At 60.4% G+C, this 18,007-nt stretch carries 15 protein-coding genes; 5 read left to right on the top strand and 10 right to left on the bottom strand.

From position 1 onward, the window contains the following. Positions 1–46 precede the first annotated feature (46 nt). Positions 47–2,314 (top strand): calcium-binding protein, encoded by a 2,268-nt coding sequence (locus tag V1475_RS03710; RefSeq protein WP_479411675.1) that lies wholly within the window; start codon positions 47–49, stop codon positions 2,312–2,314. Between the two features lie 14 nt (positions 2,315–2,328). Here V1475_RS03710 and V1475_RS03705 read toward each other — a convergent pair whose 3' ends face one another. The 7 genes from V1475_RS03705 to trhO all read right to left on the bottom strand — a co-directional run bounded on the left by V1475_RS03705 (position 2,329) and on the right by trhO (position 10,698). Then, positions 2,329–4,758: a glycosyltransferase family protein gene (locus V1475_RS03705; protein ID WP_479411674.1), complete on the bottom strand. Its 2,430-nt coding sequence runs from the start codon at positions 4,756–4,758 to the stop codon at positions 2,329–2,331. Between the two features lie 29 nt (positions 4,759–4,787). Next, complete coding sequence (locus V1475_RS03700) at positions 4,788–5,408, bottom strand: class I SAM-dependent methyltransferase (RefSeq protein WP_479411673.1); 621 nt, start codon at positions 5,406–5,408, stop codon at positions 4,788–4,790. Further along, entirely contained in the window at positions 5,405–5,641 is a 237-nt protein-coding gene (locus V1475_RS03695; RefSeq protein WP_479411672.1) for a hypothetical protein, read from the bottom strand. Before V1475_RS03695 ends, V1475_RS03700 begins: the two co-directional genes overlap by 4 nt. Beyond that, the gene (locus tag V1475_RS03690) at positions 5,628–7,232 is read right to left on the bottom strand and encodes a glycosyltransferase family 4 protein (RefSeq protein ID WP_479411671.1); all 1,605 of its coding nucleotides are present in this window, start codon (positions 7,230–7,232) and stop codon (positions 5,628–5,630) included. The genes V1475_RS03695 and V1475_RS03690 overlap by 14 nt, the downstream gene beginning before the upstream one ends. A gap of 9 nt (positions 7,233–7,241) precedes the next feature. Further along, positions 7,242–8,537: a UDP-N-acetyl-D-mannosamine dehydrogenase gene (gene wecC, locus V1475_RS03685; RefSeq protein WP_479411670.1), complete on the bottom strand. Its 1,296-nt coding sequence runs from the start codon at positions 8,535–8,537 to the stop codon at positions 7,242–7,244. 11 nt (positions 8,538–8,548) lie between these two features. Continuing rightward, on the bottom strand, positions 8,549–9,688 hold the full coding sequence (gene wecB / locus V1475_RS03680) for a non-hydrolyzing UDP-N-acetylglucosamine 2-epimerase (RefSeq protein WP_479411669.1): 1,140 nt from the start codon (positions 9,686–9,688) through the stop codon (positions 8,549–8,551). 86 nt (positions 9,689–9,774) lie between these two features. Then, on the bottom strand, positions 9,775–10,698 hold the full coding sequence (gene trhO, locus V1475_RS03675) for an oxygen-dependent tRNA uridine(34) hydroxylase TrhO (protein ID WP_479411668.1): 924 nt from the start codon (positions 10,696–10,698) through the stop codon (positions 9,775–9,777). Positions 10,699–10,801: 103 nt separating this feature from the next. On the opposite strand from trhO, the gene V1475_RS03670 reads away from it, so the two are divergent. The 4 genes from V1475_RS03670 to pncB all read left to right on the top strand — a co-directional run bounded on the left by V1475_RS03670 (position 10,802) and on the right by pncB (position 15,635). Further along, positions 10,802–12,196: a trypsin-like peptidase domain-containing protein gene (locus tag V1475_RS03670; RefSeq protein WP_479411667.1), complete on the top strand. Its 1,395-nt coding sequence runs from the start codon at positions 10,802–10,804 to the stop codon at positions 12,194–12,196. A 195-nt stretch (positions 12,197–12,391) separates the two neighbouring features. Next, positions 12,392–12,991, top strand: coding sequence for a bifunctional nicotinamidase/pyrazinamidase (gene pncA / locus V1475_RS03665; RefSeq protein ID WP_479411666.1), 600 nt, complete (start codon positions 12,392–12,394; stop codon positions 12,989–12,991). 4 nt (positions 12,992–12,995) lie between these two features. Further along, positions 12,996–14,255: a SulP family inorganic anion transporter gene (locus tag V1475_RS03660; protein ID WP_434289844.1), complete on the top strand. Its 1,260-nt coding sequence runs from the start codon at positions 12,996–12,998 to the stop codon at positions 14,253–14,255. 87 nt (positions 14,256–14,342) lie between these two features. Further along, entirely contained in the window at positions 14,343–15,635 is a 1,293-nt protein-coding gene (pncB, locus tag V1475_RS03655) for a nicotinate phosphoribosyltransferase (RefSeq protein WP_479411665.1), read from the top strand. Between the two features lie 29 nt (positions 15,636–15,664). Here pncB and V1475_RS03650 read toward each other — a convergent pair whose 3' ends face one another. From V1475_RS03650 to V1475_RS03640, 3 genes are all read right to left on the bottom strand, one after another. Then, positions 15,665–16,498 carry a hypothetical protein gene (locus tag V1475_RS03650; protein WP_479411664.1) on the bottom strand — a complete coding sequence of 278 codons (834 nt, stop codon included), beginning with the start codon at positions 16,496–16,498 and terminating at the stop codon, positions 15,665–15,667. A gap of 70 nt (positions 16,499–16,568) precedes the next feature. Continuing rightward, on the bottom strand, positions 16,569–16,985 hold the full coding sequence (gene arfB, locus V1475_RS03645; RefSeq protein WP_479411663.1) for an alternative ribosome rescue aminoacyl-tRNA hydrolase ArfB: 417 nt from the start codon (positions 16,983–16,985) through the stop codon (positions 16,569–16,571). Between the two features lie 360 nt (positions 16,986–17,345). After that, positions 17,346–17,987 (bottom strand): queuosine precursor transporter, encoded by a 642-nt coding sequence (locus V1475_RS03640; protein ID WP_479411662.1) that lies wholly within the window; start codon positions 17,985–17,987, stop codon positions 17,346–17,348. Positions 17,988–18,007: the final 20 nt, after the last annotated feature.

The raw sequence follows: 18,007 nt of genomic DNA, 5'->3' as shown, positions 1-18,007 counted from the left end.
ACCTCGTTTCGAGACACTTATACCCGGGTATAAGGGGGTGTGAACCGTGGTCTCGATCCAACACATATCGACACAGCATGTCGCGTATGAAGAGTATTTCTCGCATACATCCGACATCGAGGTCGTGACGGTCGATGGCCGGATATTCGTTCTGATGGTCGGGCAATACGACGGCGGCGCATCGGCTTGGGAGCTTCAATCCGGCTCTCTCGTCAAGGTCGACGCTCTGACGCTCTCGACCGGGGTGACGGCCGGGGCCGAGGGCGATCTGACCGCGCTCAACACCGCTGCGCAGGATTACATCCTCACCGGTGGCGGCGTCTCCGGGGCCTTTCGTCTGATCACCGCGAACGGTACGGACATCTTCGGAACCTCCACCTCCCTCGGGACGGTTACGGCCTTCTCCGGCGATCTCTATGGCACAAGCACGATCCAGCTCGACACCGGAAAAATCCTCGTTTTGGGTGCCATTGCAGGCGAGGCGCAGATCGGGGTGCTCCAGATCGACACGGTGCAAAAGACCATTTCCGCGGCTGGAACCGTGTCTTATGGCAGCAATATGGACAACGATGCCATCGGCGCCTCTCTCGTGACCGAGATCGACGGCCACAGCTATTTCGTCGCCGCAACCCAAAGCAGCAACACGCTTCAGGTCTGGGAAATCGACACGGCGACCGGAACCCTTACCGCCCGTGCCTCCATGGATGCCGATCAGCTGTTCTGGGGCACGACCCCAAGCTCCATGGCTGCCGTCGAGATCGGTGGGGTGCAATATCTCGTCGTCGGCGCTTACGATTCCTCCTCGATCCATGTCGTTCAGATGGCGGCAGACGGAACCCTGACCATGGTCGATCAGGTGATTTCCGATAGTGTGTCCCATGTCGGCAATGTCACCGCCGTGGCGACGATCGCCTATGAGGGCGACACCTATCTCGCGGTTGGCGGCAATCAGGGCGGCGTCGCGCTCTATCTCATGTTGCCCGATGGCACCCTGACCTGCGTGTCGCATATCTACGACAGCGCGGCGATGTCCCTTCAGAATATCTCCGATATCGCGCTCTACGCGGACGCCGACGGCATCGACATCTTCGTCAGTTCCTCAAGCGAATACGGTCTGACCCATCTTTATGTCGATATGTCCGCAGAAAACGGCCTCATCGCCGGAACGGATGCGGCGGAGACCCTCATCGGCACAAGTCTGAACGACGTCATCTTCGATGGCACTGGCAGCGATGTGCTCCAGGGCGGTTCAGGTGCCGATCTCTTCGTCCTCGCCGCAGATGGCGAAACGGACGTCATCCGCGATTTCCGCCTCGGCACCGACCGGATCGACCTGTCGCATTGGGAAGGGCTCAACAGTCTCGATCAGCTTAGCTTCGTGACTGTCCCCTCCGGCATCCGCATTCACTATGGCGATGAGGAACTGATCCTCTATTCGCATGACGGATACGATCTCTATGCCTCCGACTTCTCCTATGAAGATCTTTTCACCCTTGATCGCGTCGATCTCGAAGGCGGGGAAAATCAGGCGGCGTTTCAGCTTTACGGCACGGTGGGAAACGACACGATCTACGGCACGGAATTTGTGAATATCATCTTTTCCGACAGCGGCGACGACCAGATCTTCGGTCTTGGGGGCAACGATGAGATCTATGCCGGAAGCGGCGATGATGTCATCGACGCCGGTGACGGTGACGACGTGATCTATGGCGAAGACGGTGCGGATACGATCTACGGCGGGCTTGGTCAGGACACGATCTATGGCGGCGGCGGCAACGACACACTCGACGGCGGCCGGGAGCGCGACATCATCTACGGCGGCGACGGCGACGACGTGATCTACGGTTTCACCTCGCACGACCGGCTTTACGGCGAGGATGGCAACGACAAGCTCTACGGCTCGAACGGGCTCGATTACATGAAGGGCGGCGCGGGGAATGACTACATGTCGGGGGGCCGTGACGCAGATTCGATGTTCGGCGGCGACGGCAACGACCAGTTGCGGGGCGGCTCGGGCGAGGACAAGCTGCGCGGCGAGGCGGGCAACGATCTTCTGTACGGTCAGGATGGCAAGGACACGTTCATCTTCTCGGACGATTTCGGGCGTGACACGATCTACGATTTCGACATCGCGGAGGGCGAGATCGTCGACCTGAGCGATGTGACGGAGATCACGTCCTGGGAGGATCTGGTGACAAACCACCTGACGGAAACGCCGGGCGGTTCGGCGCAGATTTACCTCGACGAAAACAACATCATCACCATCTCCGGCATCGGGACGGAGCAGCTCACCTCCGACATGTTCGTGTTCTGAGGCCCCTATCCCGGTTAGGCGTAGGCCTGCGCGCCGGGGCGCCCGTCACAGATGAAGTTCGTCTTGCCGTTCAGGTAATCTTCATCCCGGATCTTCCATGTGTGCTGCGCCATGTCCGCATAGCGCATGTGGACGAAGTTGAAGATGTTGGTCGACAGGATGGGCAGATCCCGCTCCTGCAACATGTGCAGAAACGCCGTGTCCGTGCCCTGTCTTTGCGGGGTAAAGCTTAGCCCGTCCGTCTTCTTGCGGTCCCAGATCAACGTGCCGCCATGCACCAGATTGGTCGTCTGGTTGTCCCGCCCCGGAAAGCGCAGATAGGTTTTGTCGCACTGTTGCAGATAGGTGAAATAGCTGTTCTTGCCGACCAGCGCGGTTCGTGGCGCGTAGTCGAACCCGAGGAGCGAGTCGAATATGTAATTCGGCCCATAGAGATCGTCGTCATCCCATTTCGCGAACGTGTCCCCCTCGGCGATCTGCATCGCATCGTTCAGCGCATGCGCCAGGAATTTCTCCTCGGACGTGCGAATGATCTTCAGATTGCGCACCCCGTGCAGCGCACGCGCGACCTGCTCTTCGGCCATGTCGTCGCGGTGCATGACGAAGATCGTTTCGGTGTCGGTATAGGTCTGCGCCCGGATCTGCCGCCCGACGTCCTCGAGAAACTGCGGACGTTTCGAACTGCACAGGATCGAGACCTTGCGCGCCGGTTTGGCGACGAAGGGCTTGCCGATTTTCTCCGACATCTCCTGAAGCCGGTGCCGATAGGTGTGCTTGCTGTGGATCAGCCGCACCCCTTTCGTGGCAAGCGCGCCGCGGTAAAGCGCGTCGCCCAGAAGCCGGTCGATCATGTCGCCGGCCTCCTGCTCCGTCGAGGGCATGAGCACCAGATCGCCGAACACCTTTTCCATCGCGGGAGAATAGGACGACATCACCGGCGCGCCGCAGCCCATGATCTCGAACACCCGCCGCGCCAGCATGGTGTCCGAGCCTTCCACGGAATTCACGTTCACAAAGGCGTCGTAGGTCTTGTAGACACGTTCGACCAGTTCCGGATAAGGCAGGCCTCCCCGCAGCGCAGGCTGGAATTTCGCGGGAAAAATCAGGTCGGGGTTCTCCTTTTCGTCACTGAACCGGTCGTAAATATCCAGAACCCCGCGTTCCTGTGCCGGGCTCAGCAACAGGTCGAGCCACTCCGCCCGCTTCGGATATTTGATCCCCCGCCAACTCCCGGTGAAGGCCACGCGGTTCTGCCTGTCTTCGCTGCGGATCGGATTGTGCAACGAGGATTGCGCCGCGAACATCATGACATGGGCATGCCCCCGTCCGACACGGGCCTCATAGGCCGGAACGCAGCCGACATCGGTGGTGAACACATGATCGAACTGACGGGCGGTGTCGATGAACGTGTCGAAATTGACCGGATCTTCCTTGTTCCAGAACAGTGTGGGAATGCCGTCCCCCTTGCAGGCCTCGATCAGATCGCTCAGCTCGCGCCCCCATTTCTCCGGCTTGGTCATGGCATAATTCCACGCGCCGTCATTGCCGCGCCAGGCGGATTCGGCAAAAAAGGCGAAAGCGTCGCGGTTGTCCCGGAAGTCCTCCTGCCAGGACTTCTTGCCGATCCGCACGCTTCGGGTGTCCGGCGCAAGGCATTCGGCGGTGAATTCATCCGTCACCGTGATCAGTTTCGGCAGGGCTTCCCGCTCTTCCGGGCTGAGATGCGCATGCGGCAGGAACGGGGCGACATGTCCGAGCGCCAGAAGTCCGCGTGGGGCAGGGACGCATCCCGCATCCCGCTGCACCTTGAGACGGGCAAACCCGTTCTTCGCCTCCCAGCCGACAAGACCGATCCGCAAGCGCGCGGCCCGGTCCGGGGTGATCAGATCCTGAGCAAAGCAAACGGGCTGATCCTGTTGCAACACATAGGCCTGAGCCGATTGCTGTTTCGCGAGCCATGCAAGATTGTCGGAAGGATCGAATTTCAGCGCGCTGCCCGAACGCGTCACGAACTGCACGGTAAAAAGCGCAACTTTCTGAGCATTGGGAGTGACGGTCTTGAGCCAAAGGCGTCCCTCGATGCACACCCGTTCCCCGGGCTTGACCGAAATCTCGATCCAATCCGTTTCGCCCCCGAGGTTCACATAGCTGACCGGAGCAGAGGCATAGCGTGGGCGTGGGATTGGGACCGTCCTGTCTGCCGTTCGGCTTGCCAAAATGGCACGTGCCTCCCGCATCAGCCGCAAAGGAAGCGCCAGAATGCCGCGAAAACTGCTCAGGGACCGCGCCATCGTATGGCCGATGCGAAAGGAACTGGACTGTGCGATCTCGTGATACGCCCGCTCCCAGTCCATGCGCCGCTGTTGCTCTTTCGCGAGCTGCTTGACGAGTTCCTTGAGATCGGTGCCCTTCGCGGCGGTGTCTTGGGGGGTCTTGGCCATCATGGAATGTCCCGTGCCTGTCACAGTGCGCCTCAAAAGGTTTCGATTGCAATCGCCCAGGGCCAACCCTTGCGGTGGGGGCGTTGAAGCACATGAATCTCGGCCTTCGGAAACACCTCAGCGATGCGCGCAGCATCGAAATATTGATGGTGATAGGGCGGCAAGGGCTGTGGCTCATCGAAGGGAACCGAGACGATCAGTTGCTTTTTCGCCACCCGACGCAATTCTTCCAGCGCCGTGAACATGGCATCGCCGGGGATATGTTCGAGCACCTCCATACAGACGACCGTGTCGTAACTGTCAGTCTCGAACGAGAGCGCGGTCGCATCCATCACCCGAAAATCGGTCTGTTCGTCGACCAGAATCTGCTTGGAATAGCGCCGGAGATCGATCCCGGTGATCGTCTCGTAGCGTTTGCCGAGTTGCAGGTAATTCAACAGGGCCGAAGGCCCGACGCCGACATCGAGGATCGAGCGGCTGTCCGGATCGAGAAGCTCGATACCGTATTGAATCCGCCGCCAGTCATGCTGCGTGTAGAATCCTTTGCCGGAATTGCGGCCATGCAATTCGACATATTTATAGCCGTAATACTCTCGCAACAGTTTCAGAAGCGGATCGGTCACCGGCGGCAGGGGAATGTCTGTCATGGTCATGTGTCTGGTCGTGCCCTCAAGATGTTTCTGCCCAGTTTCGCGAGACGACGCAGCGGCGCGGTCACTGTCCAGAACAGGCTGTTCTGGATGTCGCGAAGTTCCGCGCGCAGTCTGCGAAGTTCCTTTTCTCGGTGAGACGCGGTGTCGGATTGCGCGCAGAGCGCCGCCTCCAACGCATCGAGACGTTCGGTCAAAAGCGTCATTTCTTCCACGCTGGGATCACGCGGTTTCATGCGCGGTCCTCCCTGCGGTTTGCCCTGCGGTTTGCCCGGCGATCTGTCCGGTGATTTGCCTGAGCGATGCGGCATAGCCCGCACAGATGGTTGGCCAAAGGAAATCGGCCTGTGCTCTGGCCTGCGCCCGTGCGCCAAGCGCCCTTCGCAGGTCTCCGTCTTGCAACAGCCGCCGCAACGTGTTGTACAACCCGTCGACCGAGCCCGCGGCAAATCGCAAAGCGGTCTGGCCCGCGCCCAGCATGTCATCGAAGCCCCCGACATCGGAGGCGACGACCGCCTTGCCCGCCATCATCGCCTCGATCGGTTTGAGCGGTGTGACACGCTCGGTCACGCGACTGCGCAGCCGTGGAAACACCGCGATGTCGAGGCTTTGCACATAGGCGCGCGCGACCTCCGGGGGGACCCGACCCGGCGCCTCGGTCCGATCCGACAGGCCCCGCTCCGCCAATAGGTCCAGCAAAGCCCGGCGCGCGCCCCGTCCGGCGCCGCCCCCCTTGCCATCGCCCACCAGCAAGAGCCGAAACGCGATCCCATCCTGTTTCAGCGCGGCACAGGCCTCTATCAAAAGCTCCAGCCCCTCATGGGCGGCAAAGCTTCCGACATAGCCGATCACCGGCACGGCGTTCCGTGTCTCCGGGGCGCGGGGCGTATCCTCCGTGGCCCCATTGGGCACGACGGTGATCCGACCCGCTGGCACGCCACGTGTCACCAGCTCACGTTTCATCGCCGTCCCGAGCGTCACCACCCGATCCGCCCGCCGCGCCACTTCGCCGTCCCAATGGCGCTCGAGAAAATATTGCCGCGACCCCATGAAACCCGGCTCGCGCGCCGCCCGGCTGTCCTCCCAGAACCCGCGCACCTCATGGACAAAAGGTACGCCGATCCGGCGGGCGGCAAGGCAAGCGGGCATGGCACAGGCATGGTTGCTGGCTGCGATGACAAGCGCGGGTTTGAGATTGCGGAAACAGGCCTCAAGCGCCTCGGTGGAGTGCCGGACATAGGCCGCGTGATTGTCCCAGGAAAGATACCCCGGCGCCTTCAGCCGATGATAGGGCACGCCGTCCTGCATCTCGACACAACTCGCCGCCGGAACCGGGGCCTCGAGCGTATTGGCGGGTTCATCCCAGGGATAGCCGGGCCGCGAAATCACGCGAAGATCGAGCCCCTGCGCGCGCAAGCCCTGCGCCAGAAAATGCGTCCGGTTCGCGTAGCCCGTCGAGTGATAGGGCAGGCTGCTGTAACTCACATAAGCGATGCGGTTTTCGACGGGGGCGATGGGTGTGCCGGGCAGTCCGGCGATGTTGTCCATCAGGAACAATCCCTCTGTCGTCTGGCTGTCCAGCATCTCCAGAACACCCGCCGCAGCCCCCATCGTCACAAGGCGATTGCGCGCCGCGCGGACCACATCCGGCAGGCTCAATTCGATCGCCTGTGCCGCGATCGGTAGGACGTCTTGCGTATCGGACGCGCCTTCGAGCAGGTCGATGAGCACAGGGGCGACATCGAAACCGGGCCGCTGCACCCGCATGTGACGGGCGGCCGAGAGCGTGCCGCGCAAAAGCCGTTCCTGTGCGAAGACCTGTCCCATCGTGCGATGTCACGCCGCGTGGCGGGTTTGGTGCCACATGCCCCGGCTTTGGCGCCACATGCCGCGGGTGTCGATCACAGGTTTGCCGAGCGGCACGGCAAGATTTTTGAACGGGCGGTGGTCGACCAGAAGCAAGACGATATCCGCCGCCTCGATCGCCGCCTCTGCCGTCATCATCTCGGCTTTGCCCGCAAGCGCCGGGGGCAGGGCACAGATGTTGGGCTCGCTGACAAACACCTCGAACGCGTCGCTGGCACTCAACTCGCAAACGATATCGAGCGCCGGGCTTTCCCGCAGATCGTCGATGTCGGGTTTGAACGCGAGCCCGAGACAGGCGACGCGCGGCTTGCGACCGATTTGCCCAAGCGCCTCCCCGGCTTCGCGCACCTGATCGAGCACCCAAAGCGGCTTGCTGTCATTGACCTCGCGCGCGGTGCGGATAAGCCGTGCGGTCTTGGGCGCGGAGGAAACGATGAACCACGGATCGACCGCGATGCAATGCCCGCCGACGCCCGGGCCGGGTTGCAGGATGTTCACACGCGGATGGCGATTGGCCAGCTCGATCAGCTCCCAGACATCGACACCGACTTCGTCGCAAATCAGCGAAAGCTCATTGGCAAAGGCGATATTCGTGTCCCGATAGCTGTTTTCGGCCAGCTTGGCGAATTCCGCCGTACGCGCGTTGGTCGGGATACAACAGCCCTTGACGAAAATGCGGTAAAGCTCCGTCGCACGCCGGGCGCAGCGCGGGGTCATACCGCCGATGATGCGGTCGTTCTCGAACAGCTCGCGCATCACATGGCCGGGCAGAACCCGTTCGGGACAATGCGCGACCATGATATCCGCGGCCTCTCCCGCCTGTTGCGGGAAACTCAGGTCGGGACGCTCTTCGGCCAGCCAGGCCGCCATCTGATCCGTCGCCCCGATCGGCGAGGTGGATTCGAGCACCACGAGATTGCCCCGCGCCAGATAGGGCGCAATGGATTTCGCCGCCGCCCGAATATAGCTGAGATCGGCGGCGTGGCTTTCTTCGACAAAAGGCGTGGGGACCGCGATGACAAAGGCATCGGCGGGGCAGGGCGTCACCGAGGCGGTCAGAGAACCCCGCGTTACGGTGTCGCGCACGATCATGTCGAGATCGGGCTCGACGATGTGAATCCCGCCCGCATTGATCGTGTCGACCACGTCGGGCCTGACGTCGACCCCATGCACCTGCACGTTCGCAGAGGCGAAGACCGCCGCCGTCGGCAGGCCGATATATCCAAGCCCGATGATGTTGATTTTCGAAAACCCGTACTTTTTCACTGGAAACACCTCTATCTTGTCATCGCCCAGCTCTGGATCGCCGTAACGATCCGTTGCGAGGCCTTGCCATCGCCATATGGGTTATGAGCGTGGCTCATTTCCGCATAAGCCGCCGTATCGTCGAGAAGGCGCGAAACCTCGCTCACGATTTTTTCCTTATCCGTCCCGACCAGTTTGACCGTGCCGGCATCCACCGCTTCGGGCCGTTCCGTCGTGTCGCGCATGACGAGCACGGGTTTGCCGAGCGAGGGCGCTTCTTCCTGAATGCCGCCGCTGTCCGTCAGGATGATGTCCGCACGGCTCATCAGGAAAATGAAAGGATAGTAATCAAGAGGGTCGATCAGCGTGATGTTCTCCCGGCCGCCGAGCAACCGTTCCACGGGTTCCCTTACATTAGGGTTAAGATGGACCGGATAAATGATCTGGACATCCGGCCGTTCCGCCAGGTCGCGCAGCGCATGGCAGATCCGCTCCATGCCGCCGCCAAAGCTCTCGCGCCGGTGCCCGGTGACAAGGATCACCCGTTTGCCGGGCTGAATTCCGGTTCTTTCAACCAGCGCCTGTTGTGCCGAACTGTCCTGTTCGAGCCGCGCGACCACGCTCATCAGCGCGTCGATCACCGTGTTGCCGGTGACATGCACCGTTGCCGGATCGACATTCTCGGTCAGCAGGTTGGCGCGGGATTTTTCCGTCGGTGCGAAATGCAACGCGCTGATCGTGCCGGTGAGCTTGCGATTCACCTCTTCGGGCCAGGGCGAATAGATATTGCCGGTGCGCAGACCGGCTTCGACATGACCCACCGGGATCTGATTGTAATAGGCGGCCATCGCGGCCATGGCCGTGGTCGCGGTATCGCCATGCACCAGCACGAGATCGGGTCTGGCCTGATCCAGAACCTGTTTCAACTCTTTGAGGAGCATGGCGGACAGATCGTGCAGCCCCTGTCCCGTGCGCATCAGATCGAGATCGTATTCCGGCCGGATGTCGAACAGGTTCAGAACCTGATCGAGCATTTCCCGATGTTGCGCCGTGACGCAAATCTCGGAGGTGATGCCTTGTGCAGAACCCAGAGCACCGACCACAGGGGCCATCTTGATGGCCTCGGGGCGGGTTCCGAAGACGGACAATACCTTGATGGGGTGAGCTGTCATTGTAATCCCTACGGCGAAACGGTTGGGGTGTTTCTCTGTAGGGTTGTGACAGGATTTGGGTTAATATGGCGTTAAGTGCGATAACTTCATTTCTCGGAGGGCACACCGGTTCCGAAATGCCGCTCGCCGCGGGCCTTTGCCAAGGCGATCTGTTTCTGACGCTCGCGGAACCGCTCCTTGCGCGCCTCGTCATACTCATTGATGCACTGATGACAGGACACGCCTTCCTCATACTCCGGACGCCGCTTGTCCTCGGGCAGAATCGGACGCCGACAGGCATGGCAAAGCTCATGCGGCCCCTCGGTCAGCCCATGCCCGATGGACACCCGCCCGTCGAACACGAAACATTCGCCTTCCCAGAGGCTCTCCTCCTGCGGCATCTCTTCGAGATATTTCAGAATCCCACCCTTGAGGTGATAGACCTCCTGGATCCCCTGCCCGAGCAAAAAGTTCGTCGATTTCTCACAGCGAATCCCCCCGGTGCAGAACATCGCGATCCGCTTGTTGTGGAACCGTTCCTTGTTCTCCTCCCACCAGTGCGGGAATTCGCGGAAGGTCTTGGTCTGCGGGTCGATCGCGTCTTTGAACGTACCGATCTGCACCTCGTAATCGTTGCGCGTGTCGATCACCGCCACGTCGGGCGCAGAGATCAGTTCGTTCCATTCCTCGGGGGTGCAATAGTGTCCAACCCGTGCCTTCGGGTCGACATCGGGCTGTCCCATGGTGACGATCTCTTTCTTCAACCGAACCTTCATCCGGTTGAACGGCTGCTCCTCCGCCGTCGACAGCTTGTATTCGAAATCGGTGCATCCCGGCAGGCCGCGGATATGCGCCACCAGCCGCTCGATGGACGCCGGTGTCGGCCCGGCCACCGTGCCGTTGATCCCCTCCTTGGCCAGCAAAAGCGTGCCTGTGATGCCCTCGGCATGGCACAGCTCCATAAGCGGCCCCCGCAAGGCGGCAGGGTCGGGGAAGCGGGTGAAGTGATAGAGTGCGCAGACGGTAAACATGATGTGTTCGATACGCCGCAAGCCGTGATCAGGCAAGAGCTTGCAAAGCACGGCCCGCCCGCGTCATCTAATCGCATCCGAGGAACTGTCACGAGGCCCCGCAATGACACGCAGCGCAATCCTTGCCGTTTTTCTGGCTCTCACCGTCTCTAACCCGGCCCAAATGGCCTTTGCCGAGACTTCCCTAGTGCCGCAAAGCCGTGCTGAAATTCAGCTTTCCTTCTCCCCCATCGTCAAGGAAACTTCGCCCTCTGTGGTCAATATCTACGCTTCCCGCGTGGTGGAGGAACGCCTCTCTCCCTTCGCGGACGATCCGTTCTTCTCGCAATTCTTCCGCTCTGGCCCGGCGCGCCAACGTGTGCAACGCTCGCTTGGTTCCGGGGTGATTGTCTCGGGCGACGGGCTTGTCGTGTCGAATTATCACGTCGTGGGCGAGGCCTCCGACATCCGCGTCGTCCTCTCCGACAAGCGCGAATACAAGGGCGAGGTGATCCTCGCCGACAAGGACGCCGACGTCGCCGTGCTCCGTCTCGACGGCGCTACCGACCTGCCCGCCCTGCCTCTGGCCGACAGCGATGCGCTCGAGGTCGGCGATCTGGTGCTGGCCATCGGCAACCCCTTCGGGGTCGGTCAGACCGTGTCCTCCGGCATCGTCTCGGGTCTTGCCCGCTCCGGTTCGGCGATCCCCGGCGGCGCGGGGTCTTATATTCAGACCGATGCGGCCATCAATCCGGGCAATTCCGGTGGCGCTTTGGTCGATATGTCGGGGCGTCTCGTCGGCATCAACACCTCGATCCTGTCGCGCTCCGGTGGCTCCAACGGCATCGGCTTTGCCATCCCGGCCAATCTCGTGCGCGAATTCACCCGTCAGGCCGAGGCGGGCCAGACCCGTTTCATTCACCCCTGGTCCGGCGTTTCGACACAGTCCGTGGACGACGCGGTCGCCGAGGCCCTTGGGCTCGACCGCCCCGAAGGTGTCGTGCTCTCCGAGTTGCACCCGCAATCCCCTTTCACGACACTCGGCCTGACGGCGGGCGATGTGCTTCTCTCCCTCGACGATCAGCCGATCCTCTCTCCCTCCGATCTCGAATACCGGTTGTCGATCCTGCCGGTCGGAGCTTCGGTCAAACTCTCCGCTCTGCGTGCCGGAGAGCCGGTTGAGCTGGATTTGTCTCTCATTGCGGCTCCCGGATCGGACAAAACCGACACGGTCGAGATCACCTCTTCCGGTCCTTTGGGGGGGCTGGTGGTGGCCGATCTGACGCCTGCGCTGATTGACGAATACGGCCTTGCGCTGATGTCCGAGGGAGTCGTTCTTTTGGACGCCCAAGGCCCCTCCGCCCGTCTCGGTCTCCGGCCCGGTGACCGGATTGTCGAGGTGAACAGCGCAGAAATCCGAACGGCCAAAGACTTGCAAAGCGTCGCGCGGCAAAAGATCGGCATGTGGCTGATCACCTTTGACCGGGGCGGGCGGTTGCTGCGGATGCGGGTCGGATAAGGTCCAAATCCAGCCCAATAGACCCGAAGATCGATTTTCGCCCTCTTCTCCCTCGCGTTAACCTTAGTCTGATTAACCTTAACGTTCTGGGAGAGGGGCTCCGAGCGAGAGGGGGGGATGTCGAAAGGCGGACGCGACGCCAAGCTTGCCCCATCGCCCATGGAGCGCTACCACTTGGCGCAAAGGAGACCTCCCATGCGCGCAGCGAACGAAGCCCTGATCGTCATCGACATTCAAAACGATTTCTGCCCGGGCGGCGCGCTCGCCGTCGCTGGCGGCGACGAAATCGTGCCGGGGGTCAACGCGTTCATGGCCGAATTTCCCGCCGTGATCCTGACGCAGGACTGGCACCCAGGCGGCCACAGCTCCTTTGCAAGCACTTACAATGCCGCGCCCTATTCCACCATGGAAATGCCCTATGGCACGCAGGTGCTCTGGCCGGATCATTGCATTCAAGGGACCGACGGGGCAGCCTTCCACAAGGATCTCGTGACCACCGGCGATCTGATTATCCGCAAGGGGGTCAATCCCGCGATCGATAGCTATTCCGCGTTTTTCGAGAATGATCACAAAACACCCACCGGTCTCGAAGGCTATCTGCGCACGCGTGGCATCGACACGCTGACTCTGGTCGGGCTGGCCACCGATTTCTGTGTGAATTTCTCCGCCGTCGACGCTGCCAAACTCGGATTTACCGTCACTGTGCGCACCGATTTGTGTCGCGCCATCGACATGAATGGCTCTCTTGCGGCGGCAATCGACGGTATGAAGGCCGCCGGGGTGGAGGTCCTGTAGGGCCATGACACCGAAGCTTTTCACCACGCTGAAAACCTACACTCGGGCCGAGTTCGGCTCTGATGTCTTCGCCGGGATCACTGTGGCACTGGTGGCCCTGCCGCTGTCCATCGCCATCGCCATCGCCTCGGGCGCCGCCCCTGCCGCGGGCTTTGTCACGGCCATCGTCGCGGGCTTCCTGATCTCCGCGCTGGGCGGCAGCCGGGTCCAGATCGGCGGCCCCACCGGTGCCTTCATCGTCGTCGTCGCCGGGGTCATTACCACCCATGGCTATTCCGGCCTCGTTGCCGCGACCTTCCTCGCGGGCATCGTCCTGATCATTGCCGGGCTGTTCCGGGCGGGCCAACTGGTGCGCCATGTCCCCGAGGCGGTGATCAACGGTTTCACCATCGGCATCGGCGTGATCATCGGCACGAGCCAGCTCCCCGATTTCTTCGGACTCGCCGGACCGTTCCCCGCGGATTTTCTCGAAAAAATCCCGGCCCTGATCAAGGCTGCTCCCGCGTTGAACCCCGCAGCTCTCGGCATCGGGCTTGCGACGATGGTGCTCATCATGTTGCTGCGTCGTGCCTTTCCGCGTCTGCCGGGGCTCATCGTTGCCGTCGCCCTGACCTCCGCCGCCGTGGCGCTGTTCGATCTGCCGGTCGAGACCATTCGTTCCCGGTTCGGCGAGTTGCCGCAAAGCCTGCCCGCGCCGCATCTGCCGGATCTGAACCTTGCGACCCTGCGTGAACTGCTGCCCTCCGCCCTGATCATCGCTTTCCTCGCCGGAGTCGAATCCCTACTCTCGGCCATGGTCGCCGACCGGATGATCGGCGGCAAACACCGCTCCAACGCCGAGCTGATGGCACAGGGCTGGGCCAATATCGGCTCCTCTCTCTTCGGTGGCCTGCCCGCCACCGGCGCCATCGCCCGCACGGCCACCAACGTGCGCGCGGGCGGCAAGACCCCGGTCGCGGGCATCGTCCACGCGTTGGTGCTCCTTGCGATCATGATGCTGGCCGCGCCCTTGGCCGGCTATCTCGCGCTTCCGGCGCTCTCCGGCCTCCTGCTGCTGACCGCCTGGAACATGTCCGAACCGCATCGCTGGGGCGCCTACCTGCGCGGGCGGCGTTCCGATGTGGCGCTTCTGCTCATCACCCTCGTGCTCACCGTGCTGACCGATCTCACCGTCGCCATCGGCACCGGCATCGCGCTCGGCCTTGCCCTGCGCCTGTCGCGGCGGGGCGTCGAGGACCCGGATTGGACGCCGCGGGACAAATGAGCCAAACGTGAGCGTTAACATCAACCTTGCCAAACCCTTGCCCGCCCTGCTTTAACAGGGCGGTTACAGGAAGAGGGGCCTTTTCACATGGTCGACATCGCCACCCGTGTCTACAATCACAAATGGAAGATCGACCCGATCGTCCGCTCCCTGATCGACACGGATTTCTACAAGCTCCTGATGTGCCAGTCGGTGTTCCGCAACAAACCGGACACCACCGTCACCTTTTCCCTGATCAACCGTTCCAAGGACATCCGCCTCGCCGAGATGATCGACGAGGGCGAGCTGCGCGAACAACTCGACCACGTCCGTTCCCTGTCGCTCAAACGTGGCGAAAGCACCTGGATGCGCGGCAACACCTTTTACGGCAAACGCCAGATGTTCCGCTCCGATTTCATGGAATGGTTCGAGAACCTGCGCCTGCCCGCCTATCAGCTCGAAAAACACGACGGCCAATACGAACTGACCTTCGAAGGCTCTTGGCCCGAGGTCATGCTCTGGGAAATCCCCGCGCTGTCGATCCTCATGGAGCTCCGTTCCCGCGCCGTCCTCGGCCCGATGAAGAAATTCGAGCTTCAGGTGCTCTACGCCCGCGCCATGACCAAGCTTTGGGGAAAGATCAAAACGCTGCAACCGCTTGACGACCTCAAGATCGCCGATTTCGGCACCCGCCGCCGCCATTCCTACCTCTGGCAGGACTGGTGCGTGCAGGCCATGGTCGAGGGTCTGGGCGACAAGTTCACCGGCACCTCGAATTGCCACATCGCCATGATGCGCGATCTCGAAGCGGTCGGCACCAACGCCCACGAATTGCCCATGGTCTATTCGGCGCTGGCCCGTGACGACAAGGCTCTGGCCGAAGCCCCCTATGACGTGCTGCGCGACTGGCAGGACGAGCACGAAGGCAATCTGCGCATCATCCTGCCCGACACTTACGGCACCAAAGGTTTCCTCGACCGCGCCCCCGACTGGCTCGCGGGCTGGACCGGCATCCGCATCGACTCTGGCGATCCGGCGTCCGGCGCGGAACAGGCCATCGCGTGGTGGAAGTCCCGCGGCGAAGACCCGACCAGAAAACTCGTCATCTTCTCCGACGGGCTCGACACCGACAAGATCATCGAACTGCACCAACAGTTCAAAGGCCGGGTGAAGACCTCCTTCGGCTGGGGTACTTTGCTCACCAACGACTTCCGCGGCCTGACCCCCGACGACGCCCTGGCGCCGTTTTCACTGGTGTGCAAGGCGGTGTCGGCGAATGGCAAACCGACGGTGAAGCTGTCGGACAATCCGAACAAGGCGATGGGCCCGGCGGATGAGGTCGCGCGGTATAAACGGGTGTTCGGGGTAGGGGCGCAGGAGGCGATGGAGGTTGTGGTTTAGTGGCTAGCGGTGTGAATGTACCCATATTTTTAGTGTATTAATGTGACGTTTCTCCAGGTAATAGTGTTGTCCCATCGGTCTATTACTTCCACACTTAAAAGACCCTCATAATCCTTCGTGTCCGTATTGAATACCATGTGCATTTTGGTTGGAATATTTGGGCTGAGCTTTGCGGATGTACTAGATCTTTCTGATCCGCCTCCGATTGAAAGACTAGATACATAGGCCCATTCTCCTGACGGTAAGGAGATTCTCGAATCGCGATCAAAAGTGACACTCTGAGCTTCGTTGCTCGCGTTTTTTAGAATGAAAGTGCAATCTACACGTTGGCCGGCGCTTTGGCATGAAAGAAGATTGAATTCGATATCATCCATATATTGCGCATCATAGATTGATGTAAAACTTGCTGAAATGATGAAGTCTTCATTTGGAGTTTTTACGGATAAATTGCTTCCGGCAGGCCCTTGTTCTCCTTTAGGTCCTTCTGGTCCGGTTGGTCCTCGTAGCTCGTTTGAATAGTCTCGCACTAAAATTTCGGCGACTTCTTCAGGAGAAATTGTAGTGCTAATTGATGTGTCTACAGACAGGGCGTCCAACCTCTCTGAAAGTTCAATAAATTCGGCGTAAAGTTTATCGATGCTTTCATTGTTTGGCATCTGTATAAAGAGCTTTTCGATATTTTTCAGGCTTACTTCTGCCTCCTTTAAGCGATCAGCATTATTACTAATGATGATTTCATTTGACTTAATTCGTTCGGCATAAGTGGCGACGGATTGGCTAGATGACTGATTATATGCGAATATTCCTATGACGGCACCGATGATGCTGGTGGTTGCCGGTATAATATATTCTAAGGTCTTCATTTGTTCTCCCAAAATTGATGTTACTACTTTAGCCTTTAGATGAAACTAGTCATCCAATATATTTAGAATATCACTCCACCTTCCCCCGCATCTTCTTAACCTCCCCCCGTTCCTTCTTCGCCTTGATCCGCCGCTCGACCGACCCTTTCGTCGGCTTTGTCTTCACCCGGCGTTTCGGCACCACCAGCGCCTTTTGCACCAGCTCCGCCAAACGCTCCCGCGCGATCTCGCGGTTGCGCGCCTGCGACCGGGTCTCTTCGACCTGAATGACAATCGCCCCCTCCTTGGTCCAGCGCCGCCCCGCCAGTCGTCGCAGCCGGGTCTTGACCGGTGCAGGAAGGTTTGGAGACCGCTCCGCTTCGAAGCGCAGCTCAACCGCCGTGGAGACCTTGTTGACGTTTTGCCCGCCGGGGCCGGAGGAGCGGACGAACTGCTCGGTGATCTCCCAATCGGCGATCTCGATCTGGTCGGTGACGGTGAGGGGCATGGGGATGATCCGGAAAGTTCAGGGCAGATCAGGGGAATACCTGACCAAAAGAGATGACATACAAAAGTCCGACGCGAAGCCGACGTATATCCGACAGGGATAAAAAGGGCAAAACCGGAGGCGGAAGGGCAGACACGGAAAAGGGCTGCCAGATAGAGCAGCCCTCCGAGATCTCAGGAGATGGGGTCAGTTAGGACACCCAATCAGGAGTGTTTCACTCTAGAAGATTGCCTCTAGGTGGCGGCCCCCCCGACTGTCTTGACCTCGCTCTCCAACATCACTCTAGACACTGGACCACCTCCTTTCGATGAATTGCCGATAAGATGATGGTGGCACAGATTTGGTATATAGCAAGTTAATTTATACCATACGTGCGGTAAGACGCCCAACAATGAGGCGAAAAGGCACGAGAGCGATCAAAGCAAGAGCAAGTTTGACACACCAATCGGCCACCGCGAGCGAAATCCAGAGCGGAACGGGCGCACCGACCAGAAGGAACGGCACAGAGTCCCAGGCCCAGGAGACCTCCATATCGGCGGTCTGGCCAAAGATCTGGATGTTCTGCGAAAACGCGATGCCAAAGAAGATCGCGGTATCGAGCGCGGAACCGATGATCGAGGAGGCAAACGGCGCTTTCCACCACGTCCCCTCCCGCAGCCGGTCGAACACGAACACATCCGTGAGCTGGGCGACGAGGAAGGCAATGGCGGACCCGATGGCCACGCGAAGAGCCACGGCCTGATAGGTATAGCCATCGCCTTGCAGGGTGATCTGCGTGCCGATGAGGCTACAGACGATTCCGGTGACGAATCCCGCAAGGATGACCTTGCGCGCGGAGGCGACGCCATAGACGCGGTTCATCACGTCGGTGACGAGAAAGGCGAAGGGATAGGTGAAAGCCCCCCATGTCAGAAGCCCATCCGCGATGAGGAACTGCACGAGGATATTGGAGGCCACGACAATGGCGGCCATGGCGAGAACGCCAAGAAGGATACGATTCATGATGTGACCCGTTTTTTATC

The sequence above is a fragment of the Celeribacter sp. SCSIO 80838 genome (assembly GCF_056498065.1).
This window is presented reverse-complemented; position numbering and strand designations above follow the sequence as displayed.

Coding starts and splice junctions, on each gene's coding strand:
- V1475_RS03705 (WP_479411674.1), bottom strand. CDS start 4,758: ATGATGGCCAAGACCCCCCAAGACACCGCCGCGAAGGGCACCGATCTC.
- V1475_RS03700 (WP_479411673.1), bottom strand. CDS start 5,408: ATGACCATGACAGACATTCCCCTGCCGCCGGTGACCGATCCGCTTCTG.
- V1475_RS03695 (WP_479411672.1), bottom strand. CDS start 5,641: ATGAAACCGCGTGATCCCAGCGTGGAAGAAATGACGCTTTTGACCGAA.
- V1475_RS03690 (WP_479411671.1), bottom strand. CDS start 7,232: ATGGGACAGGTCTTCGCACAGGAACGGCTTTTGCGCGGCACGCTCTCG.
- wecB (WP_479411669.1), bottom strand. CDS start 9,688: ATGACAGCTCACCCCATCAAGGTATTGTCCGTCTTCGGAACCCGCCCC.
- trhO (WP_479411668.1), bottom strand. CDS start 10,698: ATGTTTACCGTCTGCGCACTCTATCACTTCACCCGCTTCCCCGACCCT.
- V1475_RS03670 (WP_479411667.1), top strand. CDS start 10,802: ATGACACGCAGCGCAATCCTTGCCGTTTTTCTGGCTCTCACCGTCTCT.
- pncA (WP_479411666.1), top strand. CDS start 12,392: ATGCGCGCAGCGAACGAAGCCCTGATCGTCATCGACATTCAAAACGAT.
- V1475_RS03660 (WP_434289844.1), top strand. CDS start 12,996: ATGACACCGAAGCTTTTCACCACGCTGAAAACCTACACTCGGGCCGAG.
- pncB (WP_479411665.1), top strand. CDS start 14,343: ATGGTCGACATCGCCACCCGTGTCTACAATCACAAATGGAAGATCGAC.
- V1475_RS03650 (WP_479411664.1), bottom strand. CDS start 16,498: ATGAAGACCTTAGAATATATTATACCGGCAACCACCAGCATCATCGGT.
- arfB (WP_479411663.1), bottom strand. CDS start 16,985: ATGCCCCTCACCGTCACCGACCAGATCGAGATCGCCGATTGGGAGATC.
- V1475_RS03640 (WP_479411662.1), bottom strand. CDS start 17,987: ATGAATCGTATCCTTCTTGGCGTTCTCGCCATGGCCGCCATTGTCGTG.